The organism is Streptomyces sp. NBC_00386, assembly GCF_036063235.1.
In the GTDB taxonomy this organism is placed as follows: domain Bacteria; phylum Actinomycetota; class Actinomycetes; order Streptomycetales; family Streptomycetaceae; genus Streptomyces.
Window position 1 is genome coordinate 6,476,631 of the sequence record NZ_CP107950.1, and the last position, 19,192, is coordinate 6,495,822.

Here is a 19,192-nt window from a genome sequence, read left to right on the forward strand (position 1 = left end):
CATCCGATGGTCGTATGACGATTCCGGCGCGGGGGGATTACGCGAGATGGCCGTGAGCGGAGCGGGCGGCAAGCCGGAAGCGGCGGCTTCGTCGTCCCGCCGGTCGCGGACCGGGATCGTCGTCCTGACGGCCGCGGCCGGACTCTGTCGTCCCGACGGTCGCGGCCGGGGGCGGCCCGCGGGTGCGCGGACCGCCCCCGGCCTCCGTGGGGGAGGGTCCGGGTCAGCTCGTCTCGACGCCGAGCGTCAGGGTGCCGGTGTAGCCGGCGGAGGTGGTGCTGCCGAGGGCCGTCAGGGTCAGGAGGCCGGAGGAGGCGCCTCCGTCGTCGTAGATGGAGTCCTGGGCGAGGGTGGTGCGGGTGACCGTGTTGGTGGAGTACGGGGACACCCTGGCCATCGCCGTGGTGATCGTCTCGCTGCAGAAGAGCTGGCCGGTGTGGAGTTCCCTGCCGCCGGTGAAGGAGCCGTCGGAGGTGAGGGTGACGCCGGTGTGCACCTTGACGTGGATGTGCACGCAGCGGCCCCGGTACCAGCCGGGATAGATCGTGGTGATGTTCGCGACGCCGGACGTGTTCGTCAGGACGCCGCCGCGCAGGAACGTGCCGTCGTCCGGCTCGCTGTGGCCGTTGTTGCCGACGAAGCCGGAGTACTCGCCGAGCGCGTCGCAGTGCCAGATCTCGACGAGGGCGTTGCTGATCGGCACGCAGGTGTCGTCGTCGACGACGGTGAGCACCAGCTTGAGCGGGGCACCCGCCTTGCCTTCGGTGACGTCGGCGCGGACGAGCTGGCCGTCGAGGTAGTAAGGGCCTTCGGTCATCTCCTTGGTGAGGGTGCAGACGGCCGCCGCGGCGGGGGCCGCGTCCGCCGGGTCGGCGACGGGGGCGGGGGTGGGGGTGGCGGCGACGGGTGCCGCGGCGGCCACGGCGAGTGCCGCGGCCGAGGCGCCCGTGGCGATCAGTACGGTCCGGCGCCCGAGAGGGGCCTCTGACGTGTCTTTCGTGGGGGAATCTGTCATGAACACGGCACCGTAGGGACCGTTGCTGTCGGTCGGCTGTCAGTTCCGCAAAGTGACAGCGCGTCAAGTTCCATGTCGGACACGTTGTCCGGCCGCAGGCCGCACAGGGGTGCGACAGGGCGGGGACAGGGCGGGGACATGGAAGAAGCGGAGACGCCGGGGGTTCGATCCGCCCGGCGCTCCGCCGTGTGGTCCGGCGCCGGAGCGCGGCGCGGGACACGAGGGTCCTCGGGCGCCGGGCGGGGATACCGCTGCCCCTGCCCGCGCCTTCGGTCGTGACGGTTCCCCGCGGCCGGCCCGTGGGGAGGCCGGCCACGCGGGGGTCCCGCCCGGCCTGTGGGGAGGCCGGCCGCGCGGATCCCGCGCGGCGGTATGAGTGGCCTATCCGGCCTGGTTGTACAGCATGGCGCCCACGGCTCCCCAGCCGCCGCTCGGCTGCGGTGGGGGAGGTTCCGGCTGTGTCCTGCCGCGGACCTGGGCCGCCGTCAGGCCGCCCTGCGCGCCCATGGAGGCGCCGCCCGCCATGCCGGGCATGCCCGTCTGGGCGGCCGGCTGGAGCCCGGGCGAGGGGGCCGGTGCCTGCATGGCGGCGGGCGGCATCTGGGCCGGCATCGCCCCCGGGCTCTGGGCCGCGGCCGGCCAGCTGGCGGGCTGCGGGGCGGGGTAGCCCTGGGCCGCCAGGGGCTGCTGCGGGGCGGGATAGCCCGGGGCGGCGGCGGGCTGCTGGGCCGGGTAGGGCGAAGCGGCGGGCCGCGGCTGGGGAGCGGACGGCAGGCTGGGCTGCGGGGCGGCGGCGGCCACCGGCTGGGGGACCGCCGGGGCGGGCTGTCCGGGCCACGCGTTCGCCTGCGCGGCCAGCCCCTGCATGCCGGCTCCGTTGGTGGCGCCGACGAGACGGTCCACCATGGCGGTACCCGAGCCGTAGCCGGTCCCGTTGCTCAGCTCGGGTACGGCGGTTTCCTGTCTGGACCCGAAGAGGACCTGTTCCAGGCCGGCCACCAGGCGGCGTACATCCGACTGGGGGCGTACCACGAGTCTCAGGAAGCGGCTGGACGAGCCGACCTTGTTTCCGCACTCGCGGACCAGGATGCGGTGCTCGGTGAGCAGCCGGTCCCGGACCACGGTGCCTTCGGCGCCGACGGGAAGACGTACGAACAGGAAGTTGCCCTGCGAGGGGTAGATCGTCAGACCGGGCAGCGCGGAGAGCTGGCGGGCCATGTCGAGCCGGTCACGGCGGACCATGTGCAGGCTCTCCATGTACTCCTTGCCGTGGTTCTTGAGCATGAACACCACGGTCTCCGCGAAGGAGTTGAGGTTCCACTTCGGCAGCATCGAGCGGACCTTGCCCGCGAGCGAGGGGTTGGCGACCATGTAGCCGAAGCGGATGCCGTGCAGGCCGAAGTTCTTGCCGAGGCTGCGCAGCACGATGACGTTGGGCCGCATGACCGCGTCCTCGACCACGCTGGGCTCCGACTCGGCGTCGGCGAACTCCAGGAAGGACTCGTCGATGACGACCAGGTCCAGGTCGGCCATCGCGTCCATGAACTGGATGACCGACTGGCGCGGCAGGAAGCCGCCGTCGGGGTTGTTCGGGTTGCAGATGACGGCGACCTTGGTACCGCGCGAGCGGATGAACTTGGCGTACGAGGCGAGGTCGAGCGCGAAGCCGGTGGACTCCTGGAGCGGGAACATGTCGACCCGCTTGCCGGTCTCCATGGGCTGGTCGGTCCAGCGGCCGAACGTGGGGACGGGTATCGCGAGGGACTCACGGACCAGCAAGTGATCGATCCAGGTGATGAGTTCGGTCGAACCGTTGCCCATCGCGACGCACTGCGGCGGAAGTTGGAGCAGCGAACACAGCTCGCTGGTGATCGTGTCGGCGCTGCTCGGGTAATAGGTGATGATCTCGCGCAGCCGGCCCGCGAGTTCGTCGAACATCGCGGGCGTGGGGAAGTACGGGTTGCAGGGGATACAGAAGTCAACCGGGCCGGCTCCGTCGCCCTCCCGCGTCAGTGCGGCCATCGACGGGCTGTGCGCCGCGGTGCCGCGAAAGAGCGAGGTGACATTGCCGGCCATGGAACCTCCGTATAAGGCGAGCCCGCTGGGGAGGACGGGCCCCCGTTCTTTGGGTGGCCCGCGCGGGGGAGCACGGGCCGCCCTCTCATACGGATACGGATGTGGCGCTGTTCAATCGTTGTGAGGTCGTGCGGATTTTGTGAACCGGCTGTGAGGTCGTGTCACGCGCCGAACGAGTGGACCGTGCTGGTCCGGTAGGTCTGCCCCGGCCGCAGCACCGTCGAAGGGAACGACGGCTGGTTCGGGGAGTCCGGGAAGTGCTGGGTCTCCAGGCACAGGGCGTCGCCCTGACGGTAGATGTGACCGCCGGTGCCGACCAGGGTGCCGTCGAGGAAGTTGCCCGAGTAGAACTGGAGGCCGGGCTCGTTCGACGCGATCGTCAGGGTGCGGCCGGAGGAGGGGTCGCGGAGCGTCGCGACACGCTCGGGCCTCGCCGTGATTCCCTTGTCGAGGACCCAGTTGTGGTCGATGCCCTTGCCGTACAGGAGCTGCTGGTGGGCCACCCGGATGTCGCGGCCGACGGTCTTGGTCCGGCGGAAGTCGAAGGGGGTGCCGGCGACCTTCGCGAGTTCCCCGGTGGGGATCAGGCCCGAGTCGACGGGGGTGTAGCGGGAGGCCGCGATCTCGAGCTCGTGGTCGTAGATCGAGCCGCTGCCCTCACCGGCGAGGTTCCAGTACACATGGCTGGTGAGGTTGACGACGGTGGCCTTGTCGGTGGTGGCCTCGTAGTCGATGCGCCAGTCGCCGTTCCGGGTCAGGGTGTAGGTGACCTTCGCCCTGAGCGTGCCCGGGTAGCCCATCTCGCCGTCGATGCTGGTGTAGTGCAGGACGAGTCCGACGTCGGAGCCCGAGGTGAAGCCCTCCACGTCCCAGACGTGCTTGTCGAAGCCCTTGGCGCCGCCGTGCAGGCTGTTGACACCGTCGTTGACGGAGAGCTGGTGGCTCGTGCCGTCGAGGGTGAACTGCCCCTTGCCTATGCGGTTTCCGTACCGGCCGATCAGGGCGCCGAAGTACGGGGTCTTGGCGACGTAGTCGTCGATGTTGTCGAAGCCCAGCGAGACGTTCCTGTACCGGCCGTGCCGGTCGGGGATCTCCAGGGACTGGACGATTCCGCCGTAGGACAGGACCTTGAGTCGTGTCCCGCCGTTCGCCAGCGACCACCGGTGGACCTTGGTGCCGTCGGCGAGTTTGCCGAAGAGTTCCCTCACGGGCTTGCTGCCGCCCGCTGCGTGCGCCGTGCCGATGGTGGCCGCGGTTAACCCCGCTGCCGCCGCCGCTGCGATGACCGTACGTCTGCTCGTTTCCATTTTGCGGCTCCTGCCCAATGGAGGGGCCCCGCCTTCTGGCGGGGCCCCGGCTGACTTACGAACCGACCTTGCGCTTGTTCCACACGTCGAACCCGACCGCGGCCAGCAGGACGAGACCCTTGATGACCTGCTGGTAGTCGCTGCCGATGCCGACGAGGTTCATTCCGTTGTTCAGCACGCCCAGGACGAGACCACCGATGATCGCGCCGAGGACCGTGCCCACGCCGCCACTCATCGACGCACCGCCGATGAACGAGGCCGCGATGGCTTCGAGTTCGAAGTTCAGACCCGCCTTCGGCGAGGCCGCGTTGAAGCGGGCCGCGAAGACCAGGCCCGCGAGTGCGGCGAGCATGCCCATGTTGAGGAAGACCAGGAAGGTGACCTTCTTGTCCTTCACACCCGACAGCTTGGCCGCCGGAAGGTTGCCGCCGATCGCGTAGATGTGCCGGCCGATGACCGCGTTGCGCATCAGGTAGCCGAAGCCGGCGACCAGGGCGCCGAGGATCAGCAGGACCACCGGAGCACCCTTGTAGCTGGCGAGCAGCATGGTGACGGTGAGCACGGCGGCAACCAGCGCGACGAGCTTGAGCAGGAAGAGGTTCTTCGGCAGGACGTCGAGCGAGAACTCCTGCTGCCGCTTGCGGTCGCGGATCTCCTGGAACACCACGAACGCGATCAGGCCGATGCCGAGCAGCAGTGTGAGGTTGTGGTAGTTGGTGGTGGGTCCGACCTCGGGCAGGAAGCTGTTGGCGACCTTCTGCAGGCCCTCGGGGAACGGACCGATCGTCTGGCCCTCGAGGAAGATCTCGGTCAGACCGCGGAAGGTCAGCATGCCCGCCAGGGTCACGATGAACGACGGTATGCCGGCATACGCGATGAGGAAGCCCTGCGCCGCGCCCGCCATCGCGCCCATGGCCAGGCACAGCACCACGGCTATGGGCCACGGGATGTCGTGGTTGACCATCAGCACGGCTCCCACCGCGCCCACGAACGCCGTCAGCGAGCCGACCGACAGGTCGATGTGGCCCGCGATGATGACGAGCATCATGCCGATCGCGAGGATCAGGATGTAGCTGTTCTGCAGCACCAGGTTGGAGACGTTGCGCGGCAGCAGCAGGTCGCCGCCGGTCCACACGGCGAACAGCACCACGATCAGACCGAGGGCGAACAGCATGCCGTACTGCCGCATGTTGCGGCGCATGCCGTTCAGCATCAGCTGAAGCAGGTTCTCTCCCGTGTCCGGGCCGCTCTTTCCGGCCGGCGCCGGGGCCGGCGTCTTGGCGGTCACATCCGTGCTCATCGGGTTACCTCTTTGTCCTTCGTCATCTGGCGCATCAGCGTTTCCTGCGAGGCCTCCGCCCGCGAGAACTCACCCGTCAGCCGTCCCGCGGCCATCGTGTAGATGCGGTCGCACATACCGAGCAGCTCCGGCAGCTCGGAGGAGATGAAGACGACCGCCTTGCCCTCGGCCGCCAGCTTGTCGATGACCGTGTAGATCTCGAACTTGGCGCCCACGTCGATCCCGCGGGTCGGCTCGTCGAGGATCAGCACCTCGGGGCCGGCGAAGATCCACTTGCTGAGGACGACCTTCTGCTGGTTGCCGCCGGACAGCTTGCCCACCGGCTCGAAGACGGTCGGCGCCTTGATGTTCATGGAGGTGCGGAAGCCCTCGGAGACCTGCCGCTCCTCGTGCTCGTCGACCACACCGCGCTTCGCGACCTTGTTCAGGGCGCTGAGCGTGATGTTGCGGTTGATGGTGTCGATGAGGTTGAGGCCGTAGTGCTTGCGGTCCTCGGTGACGTACGCGATCCCGTGCTTGACCGCTTCGGACACGGACTTCGTACGGATCTCCTGGCCGTCCCTGACCACCGTGCCGCCCGCGTACCGGCCGTATGAGCGCCCGAAGACGCTCATCGCCAGTTCGGTGCGGCCGGCGCCCATGAGCCCCGCGATGCCGACGATCTCACCGCGCCGCACGGAGATCGACACATCGTCGACCACCTTGCGCTGCTGGTCGATCGGGTGGAACACGGTCCAGTCGCGGATCTCCAGGGCGGGCGCGGCGCCCGCCTCCGGCTCGTGCGGCGTCCGCTCCGGGAAGCGGTGTTCGAGGTCGCGGCCGACCATGCCGCTGATGATCCGGTCCTCGGTGGTCTCCGGGGCCTTCACGTCGAGCGTCTCGATCGTCCGCCCGTCACGCAGGATGGTCACCGAGTCGGCGACCCGCTCGATCTCGTTCAGCTTGTGCGAGATGATGATCGAGGTGATGCCCTGAGCCTTCAGCTCCAGGATGAGATCGAGGAGTTTGCCGCTGTCCTCGTCGTTCAGGGCGGCCGTCGGCTCATCGAGGATGAGCAGCTTCACCTTCTTCGACAGCGCCTTCGCGATCTCGACGAGCTGCTGCTTTCCCACGCCGATGTCGGCGACGCGGGTCTGCGGGTTCTCGTCGAGTCCGACCCGCCGCAGCAGTTCGGCGGCGTGGCGCAGCGTCTCGGTCCAGCTGATGAACCCGCGCGTGGCGTGCTCGTTGCCGAGGAAGATGTTCTCCGCGATGGAGAGGTAGGGCACCAGGGCCAGTTCCTGGTGGATGATCACGATGCCGTGGTGCTCACTGGCCCTGATGTCCTTGAAGGAGCAGACCTCCCCCTCGAAGAGGATGTCCCCTTCGTAGCTGCCGCTCGGGTGGACGCCGGAGAGGACCTTCATGAGGGTCGACTTGCCGGCGCCGTTCTCGCCGCAGATGGCGTGGACCTCGCCCTGCTGGACGGTCAGAGTGACGTCCGAGAGCGCCTTGACGCCGGGAAAGGTCTTGACGATCGAGCGCATTTCCAGGACGGGTCCCGCCATGGTCGTGCCTTCCAATCACTAGGGGGTGGCGGTTACTTGAGGTCGCTGTCCTTGTAGTAGCCCGTGCCGACGAGCTCCTTCTCGTAGTTGCTCTTGTCGACGCCGACCGGCTGCAGCAGGTAGGCGGGAACGACCTTGGTGCCGTTGTCGTACGTCGTGGTGTCGTTGAGCTCGGGCTTCTTGCCCTTGAGCGCGGCGTCGACCATGTTCCCGGCGACCTTCGCGAGCTCGCGGGTGTCCTTGTAGACGGTCATCGTCTGCTCGTCCGCGATGATCGACTTCACCGACGCGAGCTCGGCGTCCTGGCCGGTGACGACCGGCAGCGGCTTGCTCTTGGAGCCGTAGTCGTCCGACTTCAGCGCGGACAGGATGCCGATCGAGATGCCGTCGTAGGGCGAGAGCACCGCGTCGACCCGGGCGCTCTTGTACGACGAGGTCAGGATGTCGTCCATGCGCTTCTGGGCGGTGCCGCCGTCCCAGCGCAGGGTGGTGACCTGGTTCAGCGCGGTCTGGCCGGACTTGACGACGAGCTGCTTCTTGTCGATGTACGGCTGCAGGACCTTCATCGCGCCGCCGAAGAAGTACTTCGTGTTGTTGTCGTCGTTCGAGCCGGCGAAGAGCTCGACGTTGAACGGGCCCTTCTTGGAGCCGTCCGCGAGACCGAGCTTCTGCAGGATGTAGTTGCCCTGGAGCTCGCCGACCTTCGAGTTGTCGAAGGACGCGTAGTAGTCGACGTTCTTGGTGCCGAGGATCAGGCGGTCGTAGGAGATGACCGGGATGTTCGCGTCGGCGGCCTGCTGGAGCACGTTGTTCATCGACTTGTTGTCGATGGCCGCGATGATCAGGGCCTTCACACCCTGCGTGATCATGTTCTCGATCTGCGAGACCTGCTGGTCCGGGTCGTCCTCACCGAACGCGAGCTTGGTCTTGTAGCCCTTGGCCTCAAGGTCCTTGACCACGTTGTTGCCGTCGCCGATCCAGCGCTCGGAGGACTTCGTCGGCATCGAGATGCCGATCGTGGCGCCCTTGGTGTCTCCCGACTTGTCCTTGCTGCCGCCGTCGCCGTTCTGGCCGCAGGCGGTCAGGGCGAGGGCGAGGGAGGCGGCTCCGGCTATGGCGGTGAGGGCGGCTCTGCGGTTACGCATGATCATCATCCTTGATGTCTTGGACCGGGCTCGGTCTCGCGGAACTCGGAAGCTCCGGGAGCTTTGAGAGAGGAAGGCCGAGAAGGTGTGTTGGATTGTGCGCGACTGTGTCTGCTTGTGTGAAGGGGGTTTGTCCGAACGTTATGAGGGAGTGTCGAACCGGGAGAGCGTGCCGGGCAGGCGGGAGCCGAGCGGGGCCATGTCGCCGCCCGCTCCGTGCCGTGACAGCAGGTCAAGGGCGAGCCGGCCGCGCCGCACCCGTTCCCGGGCCGTGCTCAGGGTCAGGTCCCGCAGATGGTGTCCGTACGGGTAGATCCCGGGGGTCTTGGACAGCCCGAACTTCAGATACAGCGGTGCGCCGCGCCGGATCAGCTCGGCGACCTCGTACATCCGGATGTACCCGCCGAGATCGTCGGGGGCCTCGATGTACATGTCCATGGGGGCGGCGGAGACCCGCCGGATCTCGGTGAGGTGATCGAGCGTCAGATCGCTCGGCACGTTCAGCGAGTCACCGCCGAGCTTCTCGTACACGGCGTACGAGGCCGGGTTGACCGGACCGATCAGCGCCGAGACCTTGAACGTCGTGTCGGTCGGGAGGATCCCGGCGACCCGCGCCCGGTGCAGCGTCCACAGCACGCCCTCGTCGGCGACGAGCAGGCACTTGACGCCCAGCTCCGTCGCCCGGACGGCGTCCTCGACGCAGCCCGCCACCGCGTCGTGGCCGCGGGCGCGCAGCCCGGCGCCGCGCGAGTCGGTGCGGACCGAGGCGCCGATGTCCCAGTTGCCGCGGGGACCGGTGAACAGGCAGAGCTCGATGTCGCGTTCGCCGGTGGCCTCGACCATCTCGGTGATCTCGGCGTCGGTGAGCATCCAGATACCGCTGCCCTGGCTGATCCGGTGGATCGGCACGTCGAGCCGCGAGGCCTCCTTGAGGACCACGGCGAGCGCCTCGGGCCCCTCCACGGAGGGGACCTCGGTGCGCCAGCGGCCGCCTCCGGGGAAGGTGTGCGGCGAGGCGTCGTCGGGGGAGAGGGCGGGCGCGGCCAGGCCGAGTGCGGCCAGGGCCGGCTCGCCGGGGCGACGGGGCGCCGTGGGAGAGGCGTCGGTCACAAGCTGTCCTTCATTGTTCGATATTTCGGGCATGGTTCGTGACGTTGGGCGCGCGGGGCCTGGTGTGCGCCGGTACGGGACCGTCAGGAAACCCCGTACCGGCGCACGGCTCGGAGGGTCACGGCCTCAGCAGGACCTTGCCGACCTTGGGATCACCGGAACCCACCAGGTCGATGGCCTCCGGGAACGCGGCGAGCGGCAGCTCGTGCGTCACCAGCGGCGACGGGTTCAGCAGTCCCGCCCCGAAGACCCGCACCGTGTGCGCCCAGGCCTCCGGCGGCGCCCCGAACACGGTGTGCACCTCCAGCTGCCGTACGACGAGATCGGTCGGGTCGAGACCCTCGGCACCCGGCGCCGGGATCCCCGTGAGGACCAGGCGCCCGCCGCGCCGCAGCAGGGAGGCGGCGGTGCGCGCGGCGGACGCGGACCCGGCGGTCTCGATCGCGACGTCGAAGTCGTCCGGGAGTTCCTGGTCCCTGGTGCGGAAGTCGGTGGCGCCGAAGTCCCTCGACAGCGCGGCCCGGTCCGGGCGGGTGCCCACCACGAGCAGCTCGGCCGGGGAACCCGCCTTCAGGAACTGCACGGCGAACATCCCGAGCGTCCCGGTGCCCACCACGGCCACGCGCTCGCCGGGCCGGGCGTTCGCCTTGAGCGCGGCGGCCGCGATGCAGGCGGCCGGCTCCAGCAGGGCGGCGGCCGTCAGATCGGCGTCGTCGGGCAGGACGTGCAGCAGCCGGGCCGGCAGCGTCAGCGTGCCCGCCATGGCACCGGGGACGGTGAAACCCGTCTCCTCGTACCCGGCCGTGCACAACGTTGTCTCGCCCGCGTGGCAACGGTCGCAGACCTGGCAGTTGCGGAAGCCCTCGCCGACGACCTTGCGGCCGACCAGCGTCGCCGGGACACCGGCGCCGACCTCCTCGACGGTCCCGGACCACTCGTGGCCCGGGGTCAGGGGGTAGCGGACGTACCCCTCGGGCCGGTTGCCCTGGTAGACCTCGCGGTCGCTGCCGCAGATGCCGACCGCGTGCACCCGCACGAGCGCCTCGCCCGCCGACGGCGGGACCGGCTCGTGCGGGGCCAGACGGTGCTCGCCCGGACCCTCGACGACGACCGCGGTGCTCACTTCGCCCCCTTGGGCTTGCGCTGCTCCCAGCCGTCGGCCCACAGGTCGAACCGGGCCTGCTGCTGGGGGAACTCGGCCGCCGCGTCGACGTCCAGCTCGACGCCGAGCCCCGGCTCGTGGGACAGCTCGAAGTAGCCGTCCACGACCTGCGGGGCACCCTTGACGACCTTCTTGATCTCCGCGTCGGCGAAGTCGTTGAAGTGCTCCAGGATCTTGAAGTTCGGCGAGGTGAAGCCGACCTGGAGGGAGGCGGCGGTCAGGACCGGGCCGCCGACGTTGTGCGGCGCGACCAGGACGTAGTGCGCCTCGGCGGTGGCGGCGAGCTTGCGGGTCTCCCAGATGCCGCCGATGTGGCCGACGTCGGGCTGGATGATGTCGACCGCCTGGCTCTCGAAGAGCTCGCGGAACTCGATGCGGTCGTGGATCCGTTCGCCCGTGGCGACCGGCATGTCGACCTTGGCGGCCACCTTCTCCAGCGCCTTGAGGTTCTCCGGCGGCACCGGCTCCTCCAGCCACGCGGGCTTGAAGGGCGCGAGCTCGCGGGCCAGCCGGACGGCGGTGGCCGGCGAGAAGCGGCCGTGCATCTCCAGCATCAGCTCGGTCTCGGGCCCGATCGCGTCGCGCACCGCCTCGATGAGCGACACCGAGTACAGCGTGGCCTCGTGGTCGAGCTCGAAGTGCCCGGTGCCGAAGGGGTCGATCTTGAGGGCCTTGTAGCCCCGCGCGACGACCTCCTGGGCGGCCTTGTGGTAGGCCTCCGGGGTGCGTTCGGTGGTGTACCAGCCGTTGGCGTACGCCTTCACCTTGTCGGTGACCTTGCCGCCGAGGAGCTGCCATACCGGCACCCCGAGCGCCTTGCCCTTGATGTCCCAGCAGGCCATCTCGATGACCGCGATGCCGGACATCACGATCTCGCCGGCGCGCCCGTAGTCGCCGTACTTCATCCGGCGGACCAGGTCCTCGACGGCGAACGGGTCGGAGCCGAGAATATGGTTGGCCTGTGCCTCGTGCAGGTAACCGAGCAGCGCGTCGGTGTGGCCCAGCATGCGGGTCTCGCCGACGCCGGTGATGCCCTCGTCGGTGTGCACCTGGACGTAGGTCAGGTTCCTCCAGGGTGTCCCGACCACGTGTGTGGTGATTCCCGTGATGCGCACGGCAGATGCCCCCTGTGCTTTCAGCTCTGTTCGAAATTTCGTCACACGTTCGAAATGCTGGCGTGACAGTAAGGACGTGGCCCGGGAGGTGTCAATGGGTCGCGCACATAACGGTTTCGATGCGATGGGCGCAGGATGGCGGGGAATGTTCGGGGGTGTCGGTGTCCGACGGACCGGAATACTGGATTCCGCACAACATCTTCACAACTGCGCCTAGGAACGTTACCGGCGGTGACCCTAGTCTTCCCGCGTCATGGACTACTGCCACGTGTGCCGCAGGCACCTCAACGGCGCCCTCGCCTGTCCCGGGTGCGGCACCCCGGTCGACGAACTCGGCGCGGACACCGAAGAGGTCGGCGCGCGCCCGCCGACGGGCGCGGACGCCGACGCGCGCCACGGCGCGGACGGTGACGTCGAGTGGCGCTCCCGCCGGGCCGCGCGGCGACGCGGGGGCCGTGTCCTGGACGCGGAGGCCGGGAGTCCGGGTGACCCGCGGGCTCCGGCCGGCGCCAGCCGGCGCGACCGCAAGGCGGCCGCGCATCGCCGACGTCGCCGCCGCACCCTGTACATAGCCGTGGGCTTCGTCCTCGCGGCCGGCGGTCTGAGCCTCGCCGAACTCGGCGTCGACGCGCCCGGTCTCGGCCCCAGCCCCGCGGCGGCGGAGTCGCCCGACGGCTCGGCCTCGCCGGCGGCGTCCTCGCTCCCGAAGAAGGCCCCCTCCAAGTCCCCCTCGGCCGGCCGCACGCCGGGCTCCTCCGCGTCGGCTTCCGGATCCCCCTCCGCCTCCGCCTCCGCGTCTCCCACCGCGACGAGCGAGAAGAGCACCGGGGGTGCCGGATCCCCGACCCTCGGCACCCGCCCGGGTCACTCCACCTCGGCCCCGGCGACCGCCTCCGCGGGCTCGGGCGCGTCGGCTCCCGCCAGTACGGACCCGACGGCGTCGGCACCTACGCCGACGCCCTCGTCCTCGGACGACTGCAACCGCTTCCTGTGGTGGTGCTCGTAGGCGGGTCGCCCGGCAGGGGGTGACCCCTTCCGGCCCCGGTGCCCTCCGGGCGGAGCCCGTCGCTGCCCGCGGCCCGCCGTGCGCCGGCCGGCCCGCGGTCGAGGGCGCCCGCGTCTCAGTCCCTGTCGCCGGGGCGCCGGGTCTCAGCCGCTGTCGCCGGGGTGTCGGGGGCCTCGCCCAGCATGCGGAGCAGCAGGTCGCGCAGCGACAGCCGTTCCTGGTCCGAGAGCTCCGCCAGGGGCTCGCGGGCGAAGTCGAGCGAGTCGCGCAGCCCTCCGGCGATCCTGCGGCCCTCGGCCGTCGCCGCCGCCAGTTTCACCCGGCGGTCCGCCGGGTCGGGGCGGCGCTCCACCAGCCCCCGTGTCTCCAGCCGGTCCACGATCCCCGTGACGTTCGACGGCTCGCACCTCAGCTTCTGCGCCAGACGGCGCATCGGCAGCGGCTCCAGCGAGAGCAGGCTCAGCAGCCGCGCCTGCGCGCCGGTGAGGGCGTGAGCGGCGGCCGCGTCCTCGTACTCCTCGTGGTAGCGGGCCACGACCGTGCCGATCAACTCGACGACCTCCATGGTCAGGGGGTCGATCCGTGGTCTCTTGTGGGTGGCCATGCTCCCGATCCTATCGCGTTACTTGACATCATGAAATATTCAGGCGCATGGTTGTTTCAGGTACTGAAGCATTAGATCCGCTCACCGGTCACCGTGAAAGGCGCACCCTCATGTCCGAGACCCCCCAGCTTCCCTCCACCGGCCGTGAATGGCACCTGGTCAGCCGCCCGGTCGGCTGGCCCCAGCCCGCCGACTTCGCCCTGGCCGAGGCCGAGGTCCGGCAGCCGGGTCCGGGCGAGGTCCTGGTCCGGAACGCCTACGTCTCCGTCGACCCGTACATGCGCGGCCGTATGAGCGCCGCCAAGTCCTACGTCGCCCCCTTCGAGCTCGGCGAGACCATGCAGGGCGGCGCGGTCGGCGAGGTCATCGCCTCGAACGCCGAGGGCATCGAGGCCGGCGACCACGTGCTGCACTTCCTCGGCTGGCGCGAGTACGCCGTCGTGGACGCCAAGCAGGCCGTCAAGGTGGACCCGCAGGCCGCGCCGCTGTCGACGTACCTCGGCGTCCTCGGCATGACCGGCCTCACCGCGTACGCCGGTCTCCTGCGCACCGCCTCCTTCAAGGAGGGCGACTCCGTCTTCGTGTCCGGCGCCGCCGGTGCCGTCGGCAGCCAGGTGGGCCAGATCGCCCGGCTCAAGGGCGCCTCGCGCGTCATCGGCTCCGCCGGGTCCGACGAGAAGGTCAAACTGCTCGTCGAGGAGTACGGCTTCGACGCCGCCTTCAACTACAAGAACGGCCCGGTCTCCCAGCAGCTGCGCGAGGCCGCGCCCGACGGCGTCGACGTCTACTTCGACAACGTGGGCGGTGACCACCTGGAGGCGGCCATCGGCTCGCTGAACCGGGACGGCCGTATCGCGATCTGCGGCATGATCTCCGTCTACAACAACACCGAGCCCGCCCCCGGCCCCCGGAACCTGGCCCGGCTGATCCAGACCCGCGGCCGCATCCAGGGCTTCCTCGTCGGCGACAACTACGACCTCCAGCAGGAGTTCGTCCAGGAGGTCGGCGCCTGGATCCGCTCCGGCGAGCTGAAGTACGCCGAGACGGTCGTCGAGGGCATCGAGAACAATCTGGAGGCGTTCTTCGGCGTCCTGCGCGGCGACAACATCGGAAAGATGATCGTCAAGCTCTGACCGGAGTCGGCGCCGGGCAGTCCGGGACCGCTCAGGGCGCCCCCTGGACGCCCGGGCCGCCCCGGGCCGCCCCAGGCCGCCCGGGGCGGCGAGGGCCGCCGCCACCGCGGGCTGTGGCCCGGAGCGGCACCCCGATAGGGTCTCCCCATGCGCGATCTTGGGGTGGGTTTCGGCTATCTGCTGCGCGGCCAGAGATGGGTGGCCCGGCACGGGAAGAGTTTCGGGTTCGGGCTGCTGCCGGGGCTCATCACGCTCGTGCTCTACGCGGCGGCGCTCGTCGCCCTCGGCATGTACGGGGAGGGGTTCGTCACCTGGGCGACGCCGTTCGCGGACGACTGGAGCAGCCCCTGGGAGGGCCTCTTCCGCGGCTTCCTCACCGCCGTCCTGTTCGCCCTGGCACTCCTCCTCGCCGTCCTCACCTTCACCGCGGTCACCCTGCTCATAGGCCAGCCCTTCTACGAGAGCCTCTCGGAGAAGGTCGACCGCGACGTGTCCCCGGACGGCACGGCCCCCGAGTCCGGTCTGCCGCTCTGGCGCGAGCTGTGGATCTCCGCGCGCGACAGCCTCCGCGTCCTCGCGCGGGCCCTCGTGTGGGGGGTCCTCCTTCTCGCGCTCGGCTTCGTCCCGCTCATCGGCCAGACCGTCGTCCCGGTGCTCGGCTTCTTCGTCACGGGCTTCTTCCTCACCGAGGAACTCGTCGCCGTCGCCCTGCAGCGCCGCGACGTCGACCTCCGGGCGCGCCTCGCGCTGCTCCGCTCCCGCAAGACACTGGTCTGGGGCTTCGGCACCCCGCTGGGTCTCGCCTTCCTCGTTCCGTTCGTCGCGGTGTTCCTGATGCCGGGGGCCGTCGCGGGCGCCACGCTGATGGCCCGGGACCTGCTCGGCGAGGAGATCCGCGAGGGCGACGCGGACGAGGACTCCGACACGGCCTCCGACGGGGCGTCCGAGGAGCACAGCGCCACCTCGTGACCGGGACGCTCCCCGTCGCCGTCACGCCCGCTCCGCGGCCCGCCCGCCCGTGATCGGGCGGGAATCCTCGCCGCCGTCTCCCGAGACGCGGCCAGGAGACGCCCGCGCGGCCGGCGTCAGGGCCCTCCCCCGCACCGCCGCCGCGTACGACGATGGGGCGGACCCGACGGCTAGCGACGAGGAGGTGCCGCCATGGCGGACACTGCGGTGGAAACGGCTGGGGACCGGAAGGACACGGAGGCGGACGCGGCCCGCGAGGCCGTCGTCGAGGCGGCCCTCGCCCGCCTCGGCCTGGACGCGAAGACCCGGCTGCTGTCCGGCCGGAACATGTGGACGCTGCCCGCGCTCCCCGAGATCGGCCTGGAGTCCCTCGTGATGTCGGACGGCCCGATCGGCGTCCGCGGCGTCCACTGGAGCGCCGACGACCCCTCCGTCGCGCTCCCCTCGCCCACCGCGCTCGCCGCCGCCTGGGACCCGGAGCTGGCCCGCCGCGCCGGCACGCTGCTCGCCCAGGAGGCCCGCCGCAAGGGCGTCCACGTCCTGCTCGCCCCCACCGTCAACCTCCACCGCTCACCGCTCGGCGGCCGCCACTTCGAGGCCTACAGCGAGGACCCGCTCCTGACCGGCGCGATCGGCGGCGGCTATGTCCGGGGCGTCCAGTCCGGCGGGGTCGCCACCACCGTCAAGCACTTCGTCGCCAACGACGCCGAGACCGACCGCTTCACAGTGGACAACCTCGTCTCCGAACGCGCCCTGCGCGAGCTGTACCTGGCGCCCTTCGAGGCCATCGTCGGCAGCGCCCGCCCGTGGGGCGTCATGACCGCCTACAACTCCGTCAACGGCACCACGATGAGCGAGCACCGCCGTCTCGTGAACGAGGTCCTGCGCGGCGAATGGGGCTTCGACGGCTTCAACGTCTCCGACTGGATGGCCGCCCGCTCCACGAAGGCCGCGATCGAGGGCGGCCTCGACGTCGCCATGCCCGGCCCGCGGACCGTCTACGGAGAACCGCTCGCCGCCGCCGTGCGCGCCGGCGAGGTCGCGGAGGCCACGGTCGACGCGGCCGTGCGCAACGTGCTCCGGCTCGCCGCCCGCGTCGGCGCCCTGGAAGGCGCCGAACCCGTCGTGACCGAGCCGCCGGCGACCGTGGACGGGGAGGCGCTGGCCCGCGAGGTGGCCCGCCGCGGCTTCGTCCTCGTCCGCAACGAAGGCGCCCTGCCGCTCCCCGAAGGGCACCGGGTCGCCCTCATCGGCGCCGCCGCCCGCGACGCCCGCGTCCTCGGCGGCGGCTCCGCCACCGTCTTCCCCGCCCGGATCGTCTCGCCCCTCGACGGCCTCACCGCCGCCCTCCCCGAGGGCGCTCTGACGTACGCGGTCGGCGCCGACCCGACCGTCGAACTCCCCGTCGCCGACGCGGGGTTCGAGCTGCGCGCCGTCTGCCGCGACGCCGCCGGCGAGGTCATCGCCACCGCCTCCGTCCCGAACGGCCAGATCAAGTGGATGGGCGACGACCTGCCCGCGGGGGTCACCGGAGACACCCTCCACAGCGTCGAACTCACCGGCAGTCTCACCCCGCGCGAGTCCGGCCCGCACACCTTCGGCATCAAGGGTCTCGGCGCGTTCACCCTCACCGTCGACGGCACGACGTACTTCGACGACGTCCAGAGCGCCGACAGGGACGACCCCTTCGTGACGTTCTTCGGCGCCCCCGTCCCCCGCGGCCGGGCCGAACTCACCGCGGGCGAACCGGTGGAGGTCTCCCTCACCCATGTCGTCACGGTCCCCGGGAACGTCCCCCTGAAGGCCGTCGGCTTCTCGCTCGTCCATCAGGAGCCCGTGCGCGATGCGGACGAGCTGATCGCCGAGGCGGTCGAGGCGGCCCGCGCCGCCGACACCGCCGTCGTGGTGGTCGCCACCACCGACAGCGTCGAGTCCGAGGGCTTCGACCGCGCGGACCTCAGGCTCCCCGGCCGTCAGGACGAGCTGGTCCACGCCGTCGCCGCCGCCAACCCGAACACCGTCGTGGTCGTCAACTCCGGAGCCCCGGTGGAACTCCCCTGGCGCGACGAGGTCGCCGCCGTGCTCCTGAGCTGGTTCCCGGGCCAGGAGGGCGGCGCCGCCCTCGCGGACGTCCTCACCGGCGCCCACGAGCCGGGCGGCCGCCTCCCCACCACCTGGGGCTCCCTGGCCGACGCCCCGGTCACCCGGGTCCGCCCGGCCGACGGCGAACTCCCTTACACCGAGGACGTCTTCATCGGCTACCGCGCCTGGGAGAAGGCGGGCAGGACCCCCTCGTACCCCTTCGGGCACGGCCTCGGCTACACCGACTGGACGTACGAGTCCATCGAGATCGAGGATCGGACCGTCACCGTCCGTGTCCGCAACTCCGGCCGTCGGGCCGGGCGCGAGGTCGTCCAGGTCTACCTCGCCCCGGCGGAACCCGGCACCGAGCGGCCCGTCCGCGCGCTCGCCGGTTTCGCCGGGGTCGAGGCCGCGCCCGGTGAGAGCGTCGAAGCCGTCGTGGAGCTCCCGCGCCGCTCCTTCGAGATCTGGGACACCGTCGCGGACACGTGGGCGTTCGTGAAGGGTTTGTACGAGGTCCAGGCAGGTCGTTCCCTTCTGGACCGCCGTCTGAGCACGATCATCGAGGCGTAACCTTCGCGCCCCCTTCGGCCGACCCCGGCCCGGAACCTGACATCCGGACCGGGGCCGGCCGACAAGCCCTAGGACCGCACGGAGAACCCGTACACCGTCTGCGACCTGTACACCCCGCCCGGCCGCAGCTCGGTGCTCGGGAAGTCCGGCCGGTTCGGGGAGTCGGGGAAGTGCTGCGTCTCCAGGGCGATGCCGTCGTTGGGGGCGAAGGGTTCGTCCAGGTGGTCGGCGGTGTAGAACTGCAGACCGGGTTCGGTGGTCGCGACCGTGAGCACCCGCCCGGAGGCCGGGTCGTACAGCTCGGCGACCTCCACGGGAGCGTCGGTGAGCCCCTTGTCGAGCACGTAGTTGTGGTCGTATCCCGCGCCGGTCTTGCGGGGCTCGCGGAAGTCGAAGCGGGTGCCCTCGACCGGGTCGAGTTCCCCGGTCGGGACGAGGTTCTCGTCCACCCGTGTCACCCGCGAGGCGTCGAGCCGGAGCTCGTGTCCCAGCGCGCTGCCGGAGCCGCCGAGGTTCCAGTACGTGTGGTTCGTCAGGTTCACCACGGTCGGCGCGTCGGTGACCGCCTCGTAGGCGATCCGCAGCGCGCCCCGCTCGTCGAGCGTGTACGTCGCCGAGACCTCCAGGCGCCCCGGGAAGCCCTCCTCGTCGTCCGGGCTGACCCGGGAGAGCCGGACCCCGTGTTCGAGCGGCTCCGCGTCCCACACGCGCTTGTCGAAACCGCCGTCGCCGCCGTGCAGCGTGTTGGGCCCGTTGTTCGGCTCCAGGCGGTACGTCACCCCGTCCAGCGGGAAGCCCGCACCCCCGATCCGGTTCGCGTACCGCCCGACCAGCGCGCCGAGATACGGCTCGGGATGGGACGTGTACCCCTCCAGGGCGGGGAAGCCCAGGGTCACGTCCACGGCCCGCCCGTCCCGGTCCGGCACCTCGGCCGACTGCACGATCCCGCCGTACGTGAGCACACGCACCCGGACACCGGCGCGCTCCAGCGTCCAGCGGTGGACCCGGGTGCCGTCGGAAAGTGTGCCGAAAAGTTCGCTCATGAGGA

The 19,192-nt window shown here is 70.6% G+C and carries 15 protein-coding genes; 4 read left to right on the forward strand and 11 right to left on the reverse strand.

Translation table 11 applies throughout. The annotated features are described in order from the left end of the window. Positions 1-223: 223 nt before the first annotated feature. The 9 genes from OG780_RS28355 to OG780_RS28395 all read right to left on the reverse strand — a co-directional run bounded on the left by OG780_RS28355 (position 224) and on the right by OG780_RS28395 (position 11,777). Positions 224-1,015: an intradiol ring-cleavage dioxygenase gene (locus OG780_RS28355; protein ID WP_328452821.1), complete on the reverse strand. Its 792-nt coding sequence runs from the start codon at positions 1,013-1,015 to the stop codon at positions 224-226. A gap of 381 nt (positions 1,016-1,396) precedes the next feature. Continuing rightward, positions 1,397-3,091, reverse strand: coding sequence for a pyridoxal phosphate-dependent aminotransferase (locus OG780_RS28360; RefSeq protein WP_328452823.1), 1,695 nt, complete (start codon positions 3,089-3,091; stop codon positions 1,397-1,399). Between the two features lie 161 nt (positions 3,092-3,252). Further along, entirely contained in the window at positions 3,253-4,398 is a 1,146-nt protein-coding gene (locus OG780_RS28365) for an aldose epimerase family protein (RefSeq protein WP_328452825.1), read from the reverse strand. Positions 4,399-4,453: 55 nt separating this feature from the next. Next, the gene (gene mmsB, locus OG780_RS28370) at positions 4,454-5,698 is read right to left on the reverse strand and encodes a multiple monosaccharide ABC transporter permease (RefSeq protein WP_328452827.1); all 1,245 of its coding nucleotides are present in this window, start codon (positions 5,696-5,698) and stop codon (positions 4,454-4,456) included. After that, positions 5,695-7,245 carry a multiple monosaccharide ABC transporter ATP-binding protein gene (mmsA, locus tag OG780_RS28375; RefSeq protein ID WP_328452829.1) on the reverse strand — a complete coding sequence of 517 codons (1,551 nt, stop codon included), beginning with the start codon at positions 7,243-7,245 and terminating at the stop codon, positions 5,695-5,697. Before mmsA ends, mmsB begins: the two co-directional genes overlap by 4 nt. 32 nt (positions 7,246-7,277) lie before the next feature. Further along, positions 7,278-8,390, reverse strand: coding sequence for a multiple monosaccharide ABC transporter substrate-binding protein (gene chvE, locus OG780_RS28380; RefSeq protein WP_443062218.1), 1,113 nt, complete (start codon positions 8,388-8,390; stop codon positions 7,278-7,280). A 141-nt stretch (positions 8,391-8,531) separates the two neighbouring features. Beyond that, positions 8,532-9,533 carry a hypothetical protein gene (locus tag OG780_RS28385; protein ID WP_443062219.1) on the reverse strand — a complete coding sequence of 334 codons (1,002 nt, stop codon included), beginning with the start codon at positions 9,531-9,533 and terminating at the stop codon, positions 8,532-8,534. Between the two features lie 85 nt (positions 9,534-9,618). Further along, on the reverse strand, positions 9,619-10,623 hold the full coding sequence (locus tag OG780_RS28390) for a zinc-dependent alcohol dehydrogenase (protein ID WP_328452835.1): 1,005 nt from the start codon (positions 10,621-10,623) through the stop codon (positions 9,619-9,621). Beyond that, positions 10,620-11,777, reverse strand: a complete 1,158-nt coding sequence (locus OG780_RS28395; RefSeq protein ID WP_328452837.1) for a mandelate racemase/muconate lactonizing enzyme family protein — start codon at positions 11,775-11,777, stop codon at positions 10,620-10,622. The genes OG780_RS28390 and OG780_RS28395 overlap by 4 nt, the downstream gene beginning before the upstream one ends. A 253-nt stretch (positions 11,778-12,030) precedes the next feature. On the opposite strand from OG780_RS28395, the gene OG780_RS28400 reads away from it, so the two are divergent. Further along, entirely contained in the window at positions 12,031-12,783 is a 753-nt protein-coding gene (locus OG780_RS28400) for an SCO2400 family protein (protein WP_328452839.1), read from the forward strand. A gap of 115 nt (positions 12,784-12,898) precedes the next feature. On the opposite strand, the gene OG780_RS28405 is transcribed toward OG780_RS28400, so the two are convergent. Then, on the reverse strand, positions 12,899-13,387 hold the full coding sequence (locus tag OG780_RS28405; protein WP_328452841.1) for a MarR family winged helix-turn-helix transcriptional regulator: 489 nt from the start codon (positions 13,385-13,387) through the stop codon (positions 12,899-12,901). Between the two features lie 110 nt (positions 13,388-13,497). On the opposite strand from OG780_RS28405, the gene OG780_RS28410 reads away from it, so the two are divergent. The 3 genes from OG780_RS28410 (at position 13,498) to OG780_RS28420 (ending at position 18,144) form a co-directional block, all read left to right on the forward strand. Further along, complete coding sequence (locus OG780_RS28410) at positions 13,498-14,520, forward strand: NADP-dependent oxidoreductase (RefSeq protein ID WP_328452843.1); 1,023 nt, start codon at positions 13,498-13,500, stop codon at positions 14,518-14,520. A gap of 147 nt (positions 14,521-14,667) precedes the next feature. Then, positions 14,668-15,489, forward strand: a complete 822-nt coding sequence (locus tag OG780_RS28415) for an EI24 domain-containing protein (RefSeq protein ID WP_328452845.1) — start codon at positions 14,668-14,670, stop codon at positions 15,487-15,489. A 192-nt stretch (positions 15,490-15,681) separates the two neighbouring features. Next, on the forward strand, positions 15,682-18,144 hold the full coding sequence (locus OG780_RS28420) for a beta-glucosidase H (RefSeq protein WP_328452847.1): 2,463 nt from the start codon (positions 15,682-15,684) through the stop codon (positions 18,142-18,144). Between the two features lie 68 nt (positions 18,145-18,212). On the opposite strand, the gene OG780_RS28425 is transcribed toward OG780_RS28420, so the two are convergent. Continuing rightward, entirely contained in the window at positions 18,213-19,187 is a 975-nt protein-coding gene (locus OG780_RS28425; protein WP_328452849.1) for an aldose epimerase family protein, read from the reverse strand. Positions 19,188-19,192: the final 5 nt, after the last annotated feature.

Bases quoted from the DNA above. Each gene is read 5' to 3' on its own strand.
- OG780_RS28355 (WP_328452821.1), bottom strand. From the start codon at position 1,015: ATGACAGATTCCCCCACGAAAGACACGTCAGAGGCCCCTCTCGGGCGC.
- OG780_RS28360 (WP_328452823.1), bottom strand. From the start codon at position 3,091: ATGGCCGGCAATGTCACCTCGCTCTTTCGCGGCACCGCGGCGCACAGC.
- OG780_RS28365 (WP_328452825.1), bottom strand. From the start codon at position 4,398: ATGGAAACGAGCAGACGTACGGTCATCGCAGCGGCGGCGGCAGCGGGG.
- mmsB (WP_328452827.1), bottom strand. From the start codon at position 5,698: ATGAGCACGGATGTGACCGCCAAGACGCCGGCCCCGGCGCCGGCCGGA.
- mmsA (WP_328452829.1), bottom strand. From the start codon at position 7,245: ATGGCGGGACCCGTCCTGGAAATGCGCTCGATCGTCAAGACCTTTCCC.
- chvE (WP_443062218.1), bottom strand. From the start codon at position 8,390: ATGCGTAACCGCAGAGCCGCCCTCACCGCCATAGCCGGAGCCGCCTCC.
- OG780_RS28385 (WP_443062219.1), bottom strand. From the start codon at position 9,533: ATGCCCGAAATATCGAACAATGAAGGACAGCTTGTGACCGACGCCTCT.
- OG780_RS28400 (WP_328452839.1), top strand. From the start codon at position 12,031: ATGGACTACTGCCACGTGTGCCGCAGGCACCTCAACGGCGCCCTCGCC.
- OG780_RS28405 (WP_328452841.1), bottom strand. From the start codon at position 13,387: ATGGCCACCCACAAGAGACCACGGATCGACCCCCTGACCATGGAGGTC.
- OG780_RS28410 (WP_328452843.1), top strand. From the start codon at position 13,498: ATGTCCGAGACCCCCCAGCTTCCCTCCACCGGCCGTGAATGGCACCTG.
- OG780_RS28415 (WP_328452845.1), top strand. From the start codon at position 14,668: ATGCGCGATCTTGGGGTGGGTTTCGGCTATCTGCTGCGCGGCCAGAGA.
- OG780_RS28420 (WP_328452847.1), top strand. From the start codon at position 15,682: ATGGCGGACACTGCGGTGGAAACGGCTGGGGACCGGAAGGACACGGAG.
- OG780_RS28425 (WP_328452849.1), bottom strand. From the start codon at position 19,187: ATGAGCGAACTTTTCGGCACACTTTCCGACGGCACCCGGGTCCACCGC.